This window comes from Croceitalea sp. MTPC5 (genome assembly GCF_036985505.1).
Taxonomy (GTDB): domain Bacteria; phylum Bacteroidota; class Bacteroidia; order Flavobacteriales; family Flavobacteriaceae; genus Croceitalea.
In genome coordinates this window covers 595634-612211 of sequence record NZ_BTGQ01000003.1, presented here as the reverse complement: position 1 = coordinate 612211, position 16578 = coordinate 595634, and the positions used below count along the sequence as shown (strand labels likewise).

Below are 16578 nucleotides of genomic sequence, written 5' to 3'. Positions count from 1 at the left end.
ATCATGATTCCCATTTCTTTTAGGGAAACAAATCCAATGCATAATGAAAAAAATATTCTTCGCAATCATAGTCATTGCCTTATTTTGTAGCCATACCATGTTCCTAAAGTTGGACTCCTATTTTTTAGAGCCTCACACCCCGGTAACGTTGCAACTTTTCAATGGTACTTTTGAAGAAAGTGAAAACGTTATAGATCGTAATCGAATGCTAGATGTGAGCATTTTAAATAATAGTGTTAGAACAAAGGTTAGCGAATCTCAATGGACGGAAAAAGATAGTATTACCCTTTTAAACTTTAAAACCGGAGATGCCGGAACGTATGTTGCGGGAGTATCCACCAAAGCCAGATCTCTTGAAATGGAAGCTGACGCCTTCAATGACTACTTGGAACATGAAGGTATTTATGATATGTTGGAATGGCGAAAAAATAATAATGCTTTGGCTTCCAAGGCGATTGAAAAATATTCCAAACACGTTAAAACTATTTTCCAAGTTGGGGCTGTTAAAACTAAGGATTGGCAAACTGTTTTAGGTTATCCCATTGAATTTGTTCCCTTAAAAAATCCGTATAACCTGAATACCGGTGATAGTTTGGAGGTAAAGCTATTATTAAATGGAGAGCCTTTAGCCAATCAATTGGTTTACGCCGATTATAAAGCACATAGCAATAGCCACTCCCATAATGTCAATGAAGATGAAAAAGAACATGGACATTCACATGATAATTTAAAATCGCATACGCATAAAGATAAGTCCGCACCACATTCCCATAAACCAAAAGAAAGTGAAGAACCACATACGCATGCATCAGGTCAAAAACTTAGAACAAATGCAGAGGGTATAGCCAAAGCCCATCTTTCAGCTGATGGTATTTGGTATTTTCAAACCATCCATCTTGTAAATACTGAAGAAGAAGGCTTAACACACGAATCCAATTGGTCTACCCTAACTTTTGAGGTAACCCATGCCCACGGCGAGGATACGCACACGCATGAGCATGGGCACGGGCATGAGCACGGAACGAACTATACAATGTATGCCTTGCTAATAGGAAGTTTGTTTTTAATCGGAGTCTTATTTTTTTGGTTCAACAGAAAAAACAATAAAAATGAGGAGTAAAAAATATGTGCTTAGCACATTACTTCTTTTATTTCCATTGCTTCTTGCCGCACACGGAGTAAGTGCCAGTGATCAAGAACTACTGAACAACGGAGGGCTTCTATCCTATATCTACGTTGGGGCAAAACACATGATTACGGGCTATGACCATTTACTCTTCTTGGCCGGTGTTATCTTTTATTTAAAAGGATTTAAGGATATCGTTCGTTTCATAACCGTTTTTACCATAGGGCATAGTATTACACTTATAGGCGCAACATATTTGGGCATTAAAGCCAATGAACATTTAGTGGATGCCGTAATCGCCCTTAGCGTACTGTACAAAGGATTTGAAAATTTGGGAGGATTTGAAAAATATATAAAAGTCAAGTCGCCCAATCTTTTGCTGATGGTGTTGATTTTTGGATTAATTCATGGTTTCGGGCTTTCAACCCGTCTACAATCTTTTGATGTAGGTACATCGCAGTTTTTATCCAAAATAGTCTGCTTTAATATTGGGGTAGAACTTGGGCAGGTATTGGCACTTATCCCTATCGTTTTTATAATAAGTTTTTGGAAATCTAAAAGAAGTTACAAGGCTTTTTATAAAGCGGCCAATGTTTACTTGATCATCGCTGGCACGGGTCTTTTCTTATATCAGCTGTATGGTTATTTCAATGGCCATTAAAAGCTTTAGTGCATTGGCCATCTTTTCCTAAAATTACCATTTGTTCTCTTTTTATTACATAAATCCGTGTCAACATCAGGTTAATTTTGCTTTTATAATTTTAAAAAATCAAAATGAAAAGAGCATTAATTATAGGAGGTAGCAGCGGTATTGGTAAAGCAACTGCGCAGAACTTGTTGAATGAAGGTATTGAAGTACACGTAGTTGGCACCAACATTTCTAAACTGGAGAATTTTAAAAGTGATGCTAACGATAACTTAACGACCCACAAAGTAGACATTACGGACAAAGCACAAGTAAATGCTTTACAGAATACAATTGGGAATTGGGACAATTTGGATTACCTGGTCAATGCCTCAGGAATTTTTGGGCCAAAACCTTTTTTAGAACATACTTTAGCCGATTACGATTCTTATCTGGATTTGAATCGGGGCTTCTTTTTCATCACACAAGCCGCCGCCAAAAAAATGGCGGAAACGAATGGGGGCGCTATAGTCAACGTTGGGTCTATGTGGGCCAAACAAGCGGTAAAAGCAACCCCATCTTCAGCTTACTCCATGCAAAAAGCAGGGCTACACAGTCTTACCCAACATTTGGCCATGGAACTGGCCGACCATAAAATACGTGTCAACGCCGTTTCACCCGCAGTTGTCGAAACACCGGTGTACGAAAGTGTTTTCGGGGGTAAACAAGAAGCAAATGATGCCTTGCAAAACTTTCATGCTTTTCATCCGATTGGGCGAAATGGCAGCGCCCAAGATGTGGCCAATGCTATTTCTTTCTTACTTTCGGATAAAGCCTCTTGGGTAACCGGCGCTATTTGGGATACTGATGGCGGTGTAATGTCAGGCAGAAATTAGAGATAAACGAAATATAATGCATTCTAAGTACAGCATCATCGGCGCAGGACTTTCAGGTTTGATAACCGCAAACGAACTCTTGGCCAATGGTGAAGATGACTTTATTATCTTAGAGGGGCGAGACCGAACGGGTGGTAGGATCCTCACCCAAAACCATATCGATTTTGGGGCCACATGGTTTCAGTCGCATCACGAAAATGTGAATCAACTGCTCTATACCTTAAAGATTCAAAAGTTCGAGCAATATAGTAAAGGGCAGAGTGTTTTGGTATACAGCACCATGGCACCTGCCCATTATTTCGAAACGCAACAACAATCATCCGCAGCGAAACGGATAGTTGGGGGGAGCAGTGCCTTAATCCACAAACTAACAGAACCTATAAAAGATAAAATCTTTTTGAATACAAAGGTTACCTCAATCCGTGAAGCAGGTAATCGCGTTCATCTTGAGGCCGATACCGGTGATTTTACGACAGATTTTGTAGTGGTTACCGTTCCGCCAAAATTAGCCGCTACCATAACATACTCTCCTGAACTGCCTCAAAATCTTAGTGCGTTGATGAAGCGAACACATACCTGGATGAGCAATGCCATAAAAGTCGGCCTTGGTTTTAAGACTCCCTTTTGGCGTGAAAAGAACCTATCTGGTACGGTTATAGGTCAAATAGGGCCGGTCATAGAATTGTACGATCATTGCGATAATGAAAATGCTGTTTTCACATTGATGGGTTTTGTCAATGAAGGACTTCGTGATGTTGATCCCAAAACGAGAAAAGAACGTATTTTATCCTATTTAGAAACACATTTAGGTAATGAAGTTAGGGAGTATACCTTTTATAAAGAAAAAGATTGGTCTGCAGACCAGTTTACCATAGCTGATGACTTAAGATCGGTTTATTTGAGTCCGCAATACGGCGACAAACTATATGGAAACTTTCAAATGAACGGTAAGCTATTCTTTTCAGGAACGGAAACCTCACCAATCCATGGTGGCTATCTTGACGGTGCAATTTACAGTGGTTTAAGGGCGGCAAGACTTTTACTGAAATCTAAAGTTGAAAATCATACATAAGAGCAGTTGACAATGTCAAAAGTAGCGCAATATCATCTTCATAAATTTAAACCCCAGAAACTTCAGTTTGAAATTTATGACCTCAAAAGTTACCTTCAAAAAAATAGGGATAAAGCAACTGTTCCCCACTCGCATAGCTACTATCAACTTATCTGGTTTTTTAACTCAAAAGGGACGCACCTAGTCGATTTCAAAACATATAAGGTCACCGTCAATACCATTATATTGATAGCTAAAGACCAAGTACATGCATTTGATAAACTCAACGAAACAGAAGGTCTGCTCATTCATTTCAACGATAGTTTTTTCATGCATACCGAAGTGGATATTTTTTTAAAGTACAGTATCTTCAAAACCCATGAAAATTCTTGCTATACCTTAGAGGAAAATGCTGCGGAGACCGGTAAGACCTATGTCGAACTGATAAAAAAAGAACTATTGAACCGAAATGAATTTGGCTTTGAAGATACGGTTCGATTTCTCTTAAAATGTTTTTTGATCCGCTTAGAACGCATACATCGAAAAAGGCAGCCTGACAAAATCAACGCCAATACTGCGAACCGATTGCGGTTTTACCAATTTAAAGAGCTTATAGAAGTAAATTATAAAAAGGGGATGTCCGTAAACGAGTATGCCAGTTTACTGGCCATTTCTTCAAAGACCTTGAATACGATTACAAAATCGATAGCGGATAAATCCCCCTCTGAACTCATTACTGAGCGAATTGTCTTAGAATCAAAACGTCTTGTAAAGTTCACAACGCTACAAATTAGTGAGATTGCTTTTAAGTTGGGCTTTGAAGACCCCTCTTATTTCATTAAGTATTTTAAGAGGCACCTTAAAATGGCCCCGTTAAAATTTAGGAACGGTAGTTAGAAAGCACACTAAAAATGTTCATTTTTAAGTTTTCATATTCCTTCAAAATACGCTAGTTTAGAATCTGAATGGAGCTTAGTAAAAAAATAGGCCTGATTTGTGGGCCGATTTTGTTTTTGATTCTCATAAACCTTCCTTTTCAGTTGATTTCTGAAATGGGGGACGCCGTAATCGCCGTAGCCATATGGATGTTGGTCTGGTGGATTTCTGAGGCGGTCTCAATTTCAGTCACTGCCTTATTACCACTCTTGCTGTTTCCTTTACTTAAAATATTACCCATAGCAGATGTTGGCGCTAACTATGGTAGCCCGATAGTATTCTTGTTCTTTGGTGGATTTGTGATGGCCTTAGCGCTTGAAAAAGTGAATTTACACAAACGTATCGCATTGAATATCATTAGACTAACAGGCACGACACCCAATAAAGTGGTGTTGGGTTTTATGATTGCAACCGCCGCTTTGAGTATGTGGATCAGTAATACCGCGAGCACGGTGGTAATGTTACCTATTGCATTGAGCGTTATCAACTTGTTGATCAATGATGAAGATGGGTTTACCAAGAACGATAAAAATTTTGCGCTCAGCGTTATGCTTGGTATTGCCTTTTCTGCGAATGCAGGTGGCATCGCAACCGTTATTGGCACACCACCAAATTCAGTACTCATCGGTCTATTGGAGAACGAGTATAATATTCAAATTTCGTTTTTGAAATGGATGGCTTTAGGCCTACCCTTTTCAGTCGTAATGATCTCAATTACCTACCTTGTCTTGGTAAAATTGATGTTCCCCAATAGAAATTTAAAATTCAATGCCTCAAAAGAGGTAATTCAAGTAGAACTACAGAAACTCGGACCTACTTCAGGAAAAGAAAAAATGGTATTGGGCATCTTTGCGGTTACCGTGTTCTTATGGATTTTCAGGACCCTTATCAACCAGCTATTTCCGTCTTTGGGCCTTTCTGATACGATGATCAGTATTTTTGCGGCCATTTCATTATTTGCCCTACCCTATAATCTCAAAAAGGGTGATTTCATTATTCACTGGAAGGATACTTCAAAATTGGCTTGGGGTATTCTCATACTTTTTGGCGGTGGGTTGGCACTAGCAAAAGGTATGTCTGTCAGTGGCATTGTAGACATCGTGGCAACTAGTATTGCAAACAGTGAAATAAGCATCCTTTTTACCGCTTCATTATTGATTTTGTTGATGCTCTTTATGACTGAATTAATGAGCAACGTTGCACTGGTGGCTGTTTTGGCCCCTGTGGTAGCCGGTATCGCTATTGGGCTTGAAATACCTATTTTATATCTTTTAATACCCGTAACCATGGCCAGCAGTTGTGCCTTTATGCTTCCAATGGCTACACCACCGAATGCCATTGTTTTTGCAAGTGGTTATGTAAAAGTACCTCAAATGGCCAGGGCAGGGGTCTTACTGAACCTCATAGCCGTCGTGTTATTGATTTTGGTGTTTCAATTTGTGATTCCCATATTATTCTAAAATAAAAAGCCCTTAACAAAGGGCTTTATAATAATGTTAGCGCAATAACTGCTACTGGTTATCTTCAAATCTCAGCTTTGATAAACCTTCATCATCCGTTTCAGAAAAATCAATCGGTTGCACGGTTCCATTTTTCAATTGAACATCTGTCAAGACCAGCTGTTGTTTTGAAATGGTTCGTAGGCCATTCATATCCGTAAAATCGTTATTGGACAAATACAGCTTTTTCAACTTTTTCAATCTCTCCATTCCATCCGGTATGGCACCGATCAAATCGTTATTGGCCAAAGCCAAGGTATTTAACTTTGGCAGTTCACTAATCGTCGGTGGTAACTCGCCTGCTAATTTATTGTTGCTCAGGTCAAGCTGTTGTAAATTTCGTAATTTATTGATAGTCGATGGAATCGTACCAACAAGTTGGTTGTTTCCAAGGTTTATCTTTTTTAAATGATCAAACTTCCCAAATAGTCTTGGTATCCTTCCCTTAAGGGCATTATTCGATAGATCTAAGGTCTCTAAATACCTAAGATTACCTATTGTTATTGGTATTCGACCTTGAAGATTATTATTAGACAAATCCAGACCGATGACTTTACCATCCTTTAAAGTAACTCCATGCCATGTAGCTATGGGTTTGGTCTGATCCCATTGGTTGGTCCATAGATGCCCTTTCGTCTTGGCCTTTATCTCAAGTAAGGCTATGACCTCTCGTTTACTAACCTCATCTTGGGCAATGAGTAAGTTGGCACATAATAAGGTGAGCCCTAAAAAGAAGGTAGTCAATTTTGAAGTTTTCATAATCGTAAAGTTTGATTCGGTTACGTACTATTTAATTTTGAAAAAACAATCGTTTAGATACAATTAAATGTGGTGTAATGGTTATTCTAGCTGCTCAAAATAGTTAAAATGAAAATCAGACTTCTACTACTTGCCTATATTTTCGATGAAATACCATCAAAAAAGCTTCGGTGTTTACCGAAGCTTTTTCAACTATTGCCATATATGTGACTAAAACCTATTTTATGTAGGGATCAAAACCCTCTGGCAAATAGTCAGCTGTATCGAAACCCAATTCCACGGTTTCATCTTCCAAAAAATTAATGGACTTTACGGCGACCTTATTTTCATAAGGATCAAAATTTTCAGGTAGATACTTGGCCGTATCAAAATCCAATTTCACCTCTTGTTCCAATTTTATAAATTCAATGGATTTAATATCGAAATTTTGAGTACTTCTGTTTTCTGTATTGGCGCTCAATAGCGGCAAAAACAATAATGCTATAAAAGCGATGGATATAAAATTCTTGTATTTCATTGCGGTCATTTTATTATTAAGGCAAAGGTAAAACTGTTGATTTCAAGCTTTATTATGTCTTTTGGTTTTGTTAACAGGTCCAATCTTTTTTGTAAGAAAAGTATTGTCAATATGTAATGCGTCCTATTGCGGAAATAGAAACCCTAGAACGATTTTTTTATCAAATACACATAGTTTGGAATAGCTTTTTAACGAATACACTTCATCGAATTTTTTGTTATTTATTTGTTAAGAGATTTATGCAATCCTTCAAAAGTGGTGGAATTAAAAATCCCGGTGATGCACCGGGATTTAAAACTAACTAACTCAAAAATTTGATAAAATGAAAACATTCCATCTAGTTTGACCTTGCATAGGGGTCAAAGCCTTCGGGTAAATACTGGGAAGTATCAAAGCCCAATTCAATTTCATCATCTTCCATGAAATTCATACTGCTGCTTACAAAACCGTCGGCATATGCATCAAAGCCTTCTGGTAAATATTTTGAAATCTCAATATCGAAACCATATTCCAATTCAACATCCATAAACTGAATATCCTCGATGTTGAAATAACTTTTATAAGGATCGAAACCTCTGGGAAGGTAATCTGAAGTATCAAAACCTAAATCAACTTCTTCCTCTTCTTCCATAAAATTTACGGAACCCATATCGATTATCTCGGTGTAGGGGTCAAAACCTTCAGGTAAATAAGATGCCGTATCAACATCCAACTCAAGCTCATTCCCCACTTCAAGAAATGCTACGGATTTTAAATCGAAATAGCTCTCATAGGGATTAAAGTCCTCAGGCAAATAATCGGCGGTATCAAACCCTAAATCCAATTCTTCCTCAACTTCAAGAAACTCTATTTCCCTTATATCGAAATCAGCAGGTTCGATAGCCTCAAAATCCGTAAAATAGAATGGAATACTTTCTTTAACTTCAGCGTTAATGTTCAACGCCGTGAAATTGTTCTCAATGGTACGCGTAGTTTGCAAATTTGAAACATTTACCGTACTTACTTGTTCTTCTACTACAGGTGCACTACTCATGAAGAAACACCCATAAATTACTAATAACTTGTTCATTTTTTGATTGATTTGATGATTGATGTAATATGCTTATAAGACTTTGTAAATTTTAAATTGTTACAGTGTTTTTCAATTTTTAACAAAAAGAATACATTTCATCATGTCAAGTATACTGGGCGATTCAAGCCGAAGTATTAGTAAAACGCAATATTCCCAGAGGTTTCAATATTTGCGAAAAAAAATTTGGGTTATGACGTTTTTAACACTTTGTTCATAGAATTTTTAAGTTCTTTGGCAACATTCATAAAACCAAAACAATCAAAATGAACCTAAAACTAATTTGCAAAGGGTTATTTCTGCTTATTATGGTAGGAAGTTTTCAAACAACTGAGGCCCAACTTTTCAAAAAGAAAAAGAAAAAAGGTACCTCGACCGTAGCTCAAAAACCAAAAAAGGGAGCTATTCAACCTTACGAAAAGGTAATCACCAAAGATGCTGAAACCGATGAAGGACTGTTCACCCTTCACAAGGTCGATGACAAACATTTTTATGAAATATCAGACTCCCTTTTTAATAGGGAAATGTTAATGGTGACACGAATCTCAAAAACAGCGACCGGAATAGGTTTCGGAGGCGGTAAAATCAATACCCAGGTGTTACGATGGGAAAAAAAACCGAAAAAGGTCTTACTGCGCGTAGTCTCATATGGTAACGTTGCCGCAGATTCGCTACCGATACACGAAGCTGTGGTAAACTCAAACTTCGAACCGGTATTGTTTGCCTTTGATATTAAGGCCATAAATAAAAAGGATTCTTTAAATACGACCACTGTAATCGAAGTGAACCCTTTGTTCACCAAAGATGTGAATGCTTTGGGAATGCCTGAATTTTACAGAACGCGATACAAAGTAAGTAGATTGGATAGTGATAGAAGCTATATCGAAAGTATAAAAAGCTATCCGCTTAACATAGAAGCGAGGCATGTAAAGACCTACGCTGCTAAATCGGCACCGAGTAATCGAAGCCTCGGTTCAATTTCCATTGAAATCAATAACTCAATGATATTGTTGCCCAAAGAGCCCATGAAACGTCGCTACTTTGACGAACGGGTAGGCTGGTTTGCCAGAGGGCAAGTAGACTATGGATTGGATGCCCAAGAAAGCAAAAGGATAACCTATTTGGACCGATGGAGGCTTGAAGTAAAAGATGAGGATCTAGAAAAATTCAAGGCAGGCGAGCTCGTAGAACCTAAGAAACCCATTGTTTATTACGTTGACCGAGCCACACCAAAAAAATGGTTGCCTTACATTAAACAGGGTATTGAAGATTGGCAAGTTGCGTTTGAGGCCGCGGGTTTTAAAAATGCCATTATCGCAAAAGAACCTCCAACCCCTGAAGAAGACCCTGAATGGTCCCCTGAAGATGTGCGTTATTCCGTGGTACGGTATTTAGCATCTCCAATCCCAAATGCAAACGGCCCCCATGTAAGTGACCCCCGTAGTGGTGAGATATTGGAATCAGATATCAACTGGTACCATAATGTAATGAGTTTATTGCGCAATTGGTTCTTTGTACAAACCGCAGCAATCAATCCTGATGCGCGAAGTGTTGCATTTAAAGATGAGATTATGGGTAGGTTAATTAGATTTGTGTCTGCACATGAGGTAGGTCACACCTTAGGTTTGCCACATAACATGGGGAGTAGCGTTGCGTACCCCGTTGATTCACTTCGTTCAAAATCATTCACCCAAAAGTATGGTACCGCACCTTCTATAATGGACTATGCCCGTTTTAACTATGTGGCCCAACCAGGCGATGAGGGAGTTGCACTGATGCCCAACATTGGTATTTACGATAAGCATGCCATCAATTGGGGCTACCGACCTATTTTAGGCAAATCGGCTAAAGAAGAAAAGCCCATTTTAAATGAATGGATCATGAAACATGCAGATGACCCAATGTATCGTTTCGGGCATCAGCAAATAGGTGATATCCATGACCCGAGCTCGCAAACGGAAGATTTAGGTGATGATGCCATAAAAGCGAGTGAATACGGTATTGAAAACCTAAAAAGAATTGTACCCAACCTAATGGAATGGACTACCGAAGACGGAGAAGATTATGATAACCTAGAGACCATGTATGGTCAGGTAGTAGGCCAATTCCGTCGTTACATGGGGCATGTATCCAATAATATTGGTGGCGTATACGAATACCATAAGACCGCTGATCAAGAAGGTGCGGTCTATACACATGTACCGAAAGCACATCAAAAAAACTGCCTGATGTTCTTACACGAACAATTATTCGAAACCCCCGAGTGGTTATTGGATCAAGAAATCTTCAATAAAGTGCAATACTCCGGTTCTGTAGAACGCATCCGTTCCATGCAAGAACGCACTTTGAATACCATATTGCATTTGGGCAAAATGGCCCGTATCATTGAGAATGAGACCCTAAACGGAGATGATGCTTACAAATTGGTCGATATGATGTTGGATTTAAGAAAAGGTATTTGGTCAGAAACCCGCTCTGGAAAAAAAATAGATACGTATCGCAGAAACTTACAGAAAGCCCATATTGATCGACTACACTATCTGATGACAGCTGAAAGTCAGGGAAAGCTTTCTGATTTTGGTGGTTACCGTAAGTCTACCGCAATCAATACCAGTCAATCGGATATTCGTTCGGTAGCACGTGCCGAACTCAACAATCTGAAACGTGATATCAGAACCGGAATTTCGAGAACTTCGGATACCATGAGCAGGTACCACTTACAAGATGCTTTAGAGAGGATTGACATGATATTAGATCCAAAATAATGTAACTGCTTCAAAATACCATATTTGGTATTTCATTCAAAAAAGGGCAAACCACTGGTTTGTCCTTTTTTTTTGAACCACAGCTATTTGCACTTCGCCTATACTTTTTGGGGTTTTACAACATATTGAAGAAATGTACTACAATACTTTGTAAATTGAGAATCCCAAATCTTTCAATTATGAAATCCTACAAAATAAAAAGCCTGATATGGTTATGCTGTTTTATTGCAACTGCCGTTTTCTATTATAATTTTGAACAACAGCTTACTTTCGAAAATCAAATTACAAATGCTTCAGTAGTCGATATGGAATTCGAGGATACTGTTGAAGATGAGCGACAAGATTCAAAAAAATCGGGTACAGTAAACGATTAGCGACCTGCTTTTATTTCCTTTGTTAAAAGCTTCACAAACTTTCTTACGGCATTAAACCCTACTTCAAAATGAAGGTCTTATGGGTAAATCATAAAACATAAATATCATGAAGAAAGTAGTTTTAGCCCTAGCGATTTTGGTAGGTTTTACCTCTTTGGCACAACGTGGGGTGCAAAAAGGACCAAAAGAAAGGCTAGCAAAAGATTTAACGGTAGAACAATTGGCCACCTTACAAACAAAAAAAATGGCCTTGGCACTTGATTTGACGGAAGAACAAATGCAGCAGGTAATGGAATTCAACAAAACCAATGCTGAATTTCGAAAAACAAGAATGGAAGAACGTGAAGCAAAAAGAGAATCAGGAGATTTCAAAAGACCTACTGCCGAGGAACGTTTTGCCCTTGAAAACGCAAAATTAGACCGACAATTGGCCCAACAAGGGAAATTGAAACAGATATTGAACGATGAACAATATCAGCTATGGAAAAAAATGAGCTTAAGAAGATATGCTCACGGCAAAAAAAGAATGCAGAAAGAAGTTAGTAGAAGATAGTTTTTTTGTTGATTTTAAAACCCCCTTTTCAGGATCATTCCTGAAAAGGGGGTTTTACTCTTCAAACAGTGAACGTTGCCAGGTCATCTTCGATTTTCATAGACACTGCTATGACCATACAACAGTAAATCCAGTGAGGAAACAGACGCTTCCATTACACAATCACCATTCGCGCCTATTCCCAAAAAGCCACTTTATGTGTTTTTGCTTCATTTTTTTAGGTGCTTTCGTTTTAAATTGATTGCATTATGTCTTGGTCATAAAACTGCTAAGCCCGAATTTGATTTGGGTCATGAAATCAGTAGGGAAAAACAAGATTGCCTTCCTTGTAGCCTAGAAGTTAACAAAAGATGAAACCCATGAATCTTTTGTCTTTTTGAATTATCGTTTATTTCAACGATATTAAATTATATCGTTTATTTAGACGATATTTTAATATATCGGTAAAAAATACGATATTTATCAAATGATTACCACCGCCATACTTACCGGGGATATCGTCAATTCTCGAGAAACCTCACCCAAAATTTGGCTTCCATACCTCAAAGAAGGATTGAATGCTTACGGAAAAGAACCTCATCATTGGGAGGTTTACAGAGGAGATAGTTTTCAATTGGAAACCATACCGGAACGCGCCTTGGAAGCTGCCTATTTTATAAAAGCCATTCTAAAACAGAAAAAAGGGGTTGATGTACGCATAGCCATAGGCCTAGGTGAAAAAGATTACCATTCTGAAAAGATTACCGAATCAAACGGTAGTGCTTTTGTACGTTCAGGAGAATGTTTTCAAAATCTAAAAAAGACCAACTTGGCCTTAAGATCAAGTACTCTAGAATTTGACGAAATATTGAATTTATCATTAAAACTTATGGCTTTGACCGCAGACAATTGGTTACCAGCAACCGCGCGGGTAGTGAAAACGACCTTGGCAAATCCTGAAGCTAGCCAAAAAGAGTTGGTTCCTATTTTAGAAAAATCGCAAAGTACCATAAGTGAGGCATTGCTTCGCGCCGGTTATGACGAATTACAGCAATTATTGGTATTTTACAAAACCAAGGTGACCCAATTATGACTGCAATTGCCTTAAAACTGATTTTGGTCCATTTTATAGCCGATTTTGCGTTACAGCCTTCCCATTGGGTGGCTCATAAATTCAAGCATAAGGGCAAATCAAAATACCTATACTACCATATTGGTGTCCACCTCGTATTGCTTCTAGTACTATTGCAATTCAATTATTTATGGATGGTTGGCATCACCATTGTCACACACTATGTAATAGATCTTGCAAAATTGGTATTGACCACCAAAAAAAATGCAAGATGGCTCTTTGTGATCGATCAGCTATTGCACGTATTGGTTATAGCGTTACTGGTCTATTTTTACCAACCCTTCACCATAAATTGGGATGGTTTATTGAGTCCGCGAATGCTGTTATTAGTTAGCCTGATTGTCTTTACCACCTATGTTTCGGCGATTTTAATCAAAATGATGCTAGCACCCTATATACAAGAACTGGCCCATGATGAAGTTGAAAACGGTGAAGGTGGTTCCCTAAAAAATGCAGGACGTTATATTGGTATGTTAGAGCGTTTGTTCGTCTTCGGGTTCATTTTACTACAACAATGGGCTGCCATAGGGTTATTGATAGCGGCCAAATCAGTATTTCGGTTTGGTGACCTCAATAAAGGTAAAAATCGCAAACTCACCGAATATGTGCTTATCGGAACGCTCTTAAGTTTTGGCCTTGCCATTTTGGCCGGTATGGCCTACAATTATCTAATCACGGTATTATAAATTCATGAAAGCAATTTTTGACACCTATATTCCCAGTGGATTCTCCAATGTAAGTCCGTACCTCTTTACTGAAGATCCAGAACGGTTAATTACCTTTTTAAAGCACGCTTTTTATGCTGATGAACTAAACCGCATCAATAGCGACACGGGCGTTATACAAAACTGCATCTTGAAAATAGGTGACGCCTGTTTTATGATAAGTCAAGCCAGCGAACAGTTTGAAGGTATGCGAACAGCATTTTATCTTTATGTGAACGATGTGGATACAGTATTTCAGAATGCCCTTAAGCACGGTGGGGAAGTTGTTTTTGAACCTGCTGATATGGACTACGGGGACCGTCAAGGCGGAGTAAAAGATCCCGAAGGAAATTACTGGTGGATTTCTAAGCGTTTGGTTGAAAAAGGATATCATGAGTAAACGCAACTTAAGGATACTGCGTTTTTATATTATCGGGTGGACTTTTTCCATGGTTTTCTTAGCCATCATTCGTGGTGTGGGCACCGAAGAACTGGGTGAACTTCAATTTGATTTTGAGTCAAGTATGCTTATCAGTATTACCCTTGGCCCTATCTTCGGTATCATCTCTGGCCTTGCCGCAATTTGGGTAGAGAAAAACCTATATCGAAAACTGACCATTGGCAAGCTTTTGATCATGCGTTCGCTATATGCCATTGGTTTTATACTTCTGATGATTTTTACCGCCTATTGGGTCTATAAAATCTATTTTGGAACGGACATCAGTATCATCACCTTTGCCATAGACGAGGGCAGCGGAGCCATTTACTTCTATATTCTGGCCACTGATTTTTTCATGACCATATTACGACAAGTTACCTTGATGCTTGGTGAGGGCAACCTTACCAAAATGGTACGTGGAAAATTCTATACGCCACGAGAGGAAGAGCGAATTTTCATGTTTTTAGACCTACAATCCTCTACCACCTTGGCAGAACGTTTAGGACACGTGAAGTATAGCATGCTCATACAAGATTGTTTCAATGACCTGGGTGTTGCGGTAGAACAGAACCATGCTGAAATCTACCAATACGTAGGTGATGAAGCGGTATTGACATGGCCGCTGAAAGAAGGGTTACGTAAGCAGAATTGCATATGGGCCTATTATAATTTTTCAGAACTATTGAAAAAGAAAAGAGGGTACTACGAAAAAAAGTATGGCTGTCTTCCTTTTTTTAAAGCTGGGCTGCATTCTGGAATCGTGACCGTGACCGAAGTAGGCAAATATAAAAAGGAAATCGCCTATCATGGCGACACCATCAATACTGCAGCCCGTATTCAAGGACAGTGCAATTTCTTAAAATCTGAAGTTCTACTATCAGAAGATTTAAAAAATAGTGTAGGCACCGTCAACTTTTCTTTTTCTGAAAAAGGACAGGTATCCTTAAAAGGAAAAGTAAAGGCAGTTACCATCTATTCAATTTCCAAATGAAGAAAGTTGGATTGTCTAGCTTTATTGCTAGCTGTAGTTGCATATTTTCAATAGCCGATTAGTTTAAAATAATGTTATTTGTTTTTTTAGTCCATGGAGAAGTTTGAACCCTATATATTATTAATTATTTCTGGTCAGGGCTTTTTATTAAGTTCGGCATTATTGGCCGGTATCTTCAAAAAAAGGTATGCCAATTTCTTTTTAGGGCTGATTACCGCTGTAATTACCATTGAAATTTTTACCATATGGGTAATGCGGATGAATTTGAACAATTCACCTTCAACATTTCCAATCTGGTTGTTGGGCTCTTATCTTATCATACCCCCAGCCCTTTGGTTTTTCATGAAGTCTAATCTGAACCCAACATTTCAATTGAAACGAATACAGCTATGGTTATTTGTGCCCGCGTTGATTGAGATTGTTGTAGAGGGCTTTAGTTATTTTTCAAATTGGCATCAAAGCTCCAATTACCATCCTTTTGATAACCCATTTTGGTTCTTCTTCACTGAGATACTTCCCGTTGTAGCAATGGGCGTTGTTATTATTTTTTTAAGTATTGATTTGTATCGGTTACAAAACAATGTCAAGCAATCACTTAACGGGTTATATAAACTATATGCTTTTTTGGGTTTCTTTAGCTTAACAACCTTCTTTTGGGCCTTAGAAGCTTTTTATATTGTACCTGTATTTAAGATAATAGAGGTCATCTTGGTTCTTTTTGTTTTCATTTTGGGCTATCTAGGTTATTTTAAGCCTTCGTTTTTAGACATTCCCAAATTGGCTAAACAAGGCTTGGTCAACCAAAATTTTCCACAATTTAATGACGAAAAAGAGTTGGGCCGATTACGGAGTCTTTTCGATCATAATAAAATACATACCCAACAAAAATTATCCTTAAAACAAGTCGCCGATAGTTTAAAACTGCCCGAACGTTATGTTTCAGCACTTATTAATCTTCATCATAATACCAATTTCAACTCTTTCGTAAACGGCTATAGGGTGAGCGAAGCAATCTCACGTATTCAAGATCCTGGCCAAAGAAAAAAGAATCTTCTCGGAATTGCGATGGATTCTGGGTTTAACAGTAAATCATCATTCAACCAAATCTTCAAGGAAGTTACAGGTAAAAACCCTTCTGATTATTTAAAAAAATAAGTCCAATA

The 16578-nt window shown here is 38.3% G+C and carries 17 protein-coding genes; 14 read left to right on the top strand and 3 right to left on the bottom strand.

The window, feature by feature from the left end; translation table 11 throughout:
* Window positions 1–43 precede the first annotated feature (43 nt).
* The 6 genes from AACM45_RS12625 to AACM45_RS12600 all read left to right on the top strand — a co-directional run bounded on the left by AACM45_RS12625 (window position 44) and on the right by AACM45_RS12600 (window position 6094).
* Window positions 44–1120 (top strand): DUF4198 domain-containing protein, encoded by a 1077-nt coding sequence (locus AACM45_RS12625; protein WP_339143100.1) that lies wholly within the window; start codon window positions 44–46, stop codon window positions 1118–1120.
* Entirely contained in the window at window positions 1110–1787 is a 678-nt protein-coding gene (locus AACM45_RS12620; protein WP_339143099.1) for a HupE/UreJ family protein, read from the top strand. Before AACM45_RS12625 ends, AACM45_RS12620 begins: the two co-directional genes overlap by 11 nt.
* A gap of 113 nt (window positions 1788–1900) precedes the next feature.
* A complete protein-coding gene (locus tag AACM45_RS12615) occupies window positions 1901–2647 on the top strand; it encodes an SDR family NAD(P)-dependent oxidoreductase (RefSeq protein WP_339143098.1) in 747 nt (248 codons plus the stop codon).
* Between the two features lie 16 nt (window positions 2648–2663).
* Window positions 2664–3719: a flavin monoamine oxidase family protein gene (locus AACM45_RS12610; protein ID WP_339143097.1), complete on the top strand. Its 1056-nt coding sequence runs from the start codon at window positions 2664–2666 to the stop codon at window positions 3717–3719.
* Between the two features lie 12 nt (window positions 3720–3731).
* Window positions 3732–4595, top strand: a complete 864-nt coding sequence (locus AACM45_RS12605) for an AraC family transcriptional regulator (RefSeq protein ID WP_339143096.1) — start codon at window positions 3732–3734, stop codon at window positions 4593–4595.
* 68 nt (window positions 4596–4663) lie between these two features.
* Window positions 4664–6094: an SLC13 family permease gene (locus AACM45_RS12600; RefSeq protein WP_339143095.1), complete on the top strand. Its 1431-nt coding sequence runs from the start codon at window positions 4664–4666 to the stop codon at window positions 6092–6094.
* A gap of 51 nt (window positions 6095–6145) precedes the next feature.
* Here AACM45_RS12600 and AACM45_RS12595 read toward each other — a convergent pair whose 3' ends face one another.
* The 3 genes from AACM45_RS12595 to AACM45_RS12585 all read right to left on the bottom strand — a co-directional run bounded on the left by AACM45_RS12595 (window position 6146) and on the right by AACM45_RS12585 (window position 8478).
* A complete protein-coding gene (locus tag AACM45_RS12595) occupies window positions 6146–6892 on the bottom strand; it encodes a leucine-rich repeat domain-containing protein (RefSeq protein ID WP_339143094.1) in 747 nt (248 codons plus the stop codon).
* Window positions 6893–7109: 217 nt separating this feature from the next.
* Window positions 7110–7409, bottom strand: a complete 300-nt coding sequence (locus AACM45_RS12590; RefSeq protein ID WP_339143093.1) for a hypothetical protein — start codon at window positions 7407–7409, stop codon at window positions 7110–7112.
* A 337-nt stretch (window positions 7410–7746) separates the two neighbouring features.
* Window positions 7747–8478 carry a hypothetical protein gene (locus AACM45_RS12585; protein WP_339143092.1) on the bottom strand — a complete coding sequence of 244 codons (732 nt, stop codon included), beginning with the start codon at window positions 8476–8478 and terminating at the stop codon, window positions 7747–7749.
* Window positions 8479–8744: 266 nt separating this feature from the next.
* On the opposite strand from AACM45_RS12585, the gene AACM45_RS12580 reads away from it, so the two are divergent.
* From AACM45_RS12580 to AACM45_RS12545, 8 genes are all read left to right on the top strand, one after another.
* Entirely contained in the window at window positions 8745–11243 is a 2499-nt protein-coding gene (locus tag AACM45_RS12580; protein WP_339143091.1) for a zinc-dependent metalloprotease, read from the top strand.
* Between the two features lie 179 nt (window positions 11244–11422).
* Window positions 11423–11617, top strand: a complete 195-nt coding sequence (locus tag AACM45_RS12575) for a hypothetical protein (RefSeq protein WP_339143089.1) — start codon at window positions 11423–11425, stop codon at window positions 11615–11617.
* A gap of 106 nt (window positions 11618–11723) precedes the next feature.
* Window positions 11724–12170: a hypothetical protein gene (locus AACM45_RS12570; protein WP_339143088.1), complete on the top strand. Its 447-nt coding sequence runs from the start codon at window positions 11724–11726 to the stop codon at window positions 12168–12170.
* 466 nt (window positions 12171–12636) lie between these two features.
* Complete coding sequence (locus AACM45_RS12565; protein ID WP_339143087.1) at window positions 12637–13242, top strand: transcriptional regulator; 606 nt, start codon at window positions 12637–12639, stop codon at window positions 13240–13242.
* Window positions 13239–13967 (top strand): DUF3307 domain-containing protein, encoded by a 729-nt coding sequence (locus AACM45_RS12560; RefSeq protein ID WP_339143086.1) that lies wholly within the window; start codon window positions 13239–13241, stop codon window positions 13965–13967. The genes AACM45_RS12565 and AACM45_RS12560 overlap by 4 nt, the downstream gene beginning before the upstream one ends.
* Before the next feature lie 4 nt (window positions 13968–13971).
* On the top strand, window positions 13972–14385 hold the full coding sequence (locus tag AACM45_RS12555) for a VOC family protein (protein WP_339143085.1): 414 nt from the start codon (window positions 13972–13974) through the stop codon (window positions 14383–14385).
* Window positions 14378–15415: an adenylate/guanylate cyclase domain-containing protein gene (locus AACM45_RS12550; RefSeq protein ID WP_339143084.1), complete on the top strand. Its 1038-nt coding sequence runs from the start codon at window positions 14378–14380 to the stop codon at window positions 15413–15415. The genes AACM45_RS12555 and AACM45_RS12550 overlap by 8 nt, the downstream gene beginning before the upstream one ends.
* 93 nt (window positions 15416–15508) lie before the next feature.
* The gene (locus AACM45_RS12545) at window positions 15509–16570 is read left to right on the top strand and encodes a helix-turn-helix domain-containing protein (protein WP_339143083.1); all 1062 of its coding nucleotides are present in this window, start codon (window positions 15509–15511) and stop codon (window positions 16568–16570) included.
* The last annotated feature ends 8 nt before the right edge of the window (window positions 16571–16578 follow it).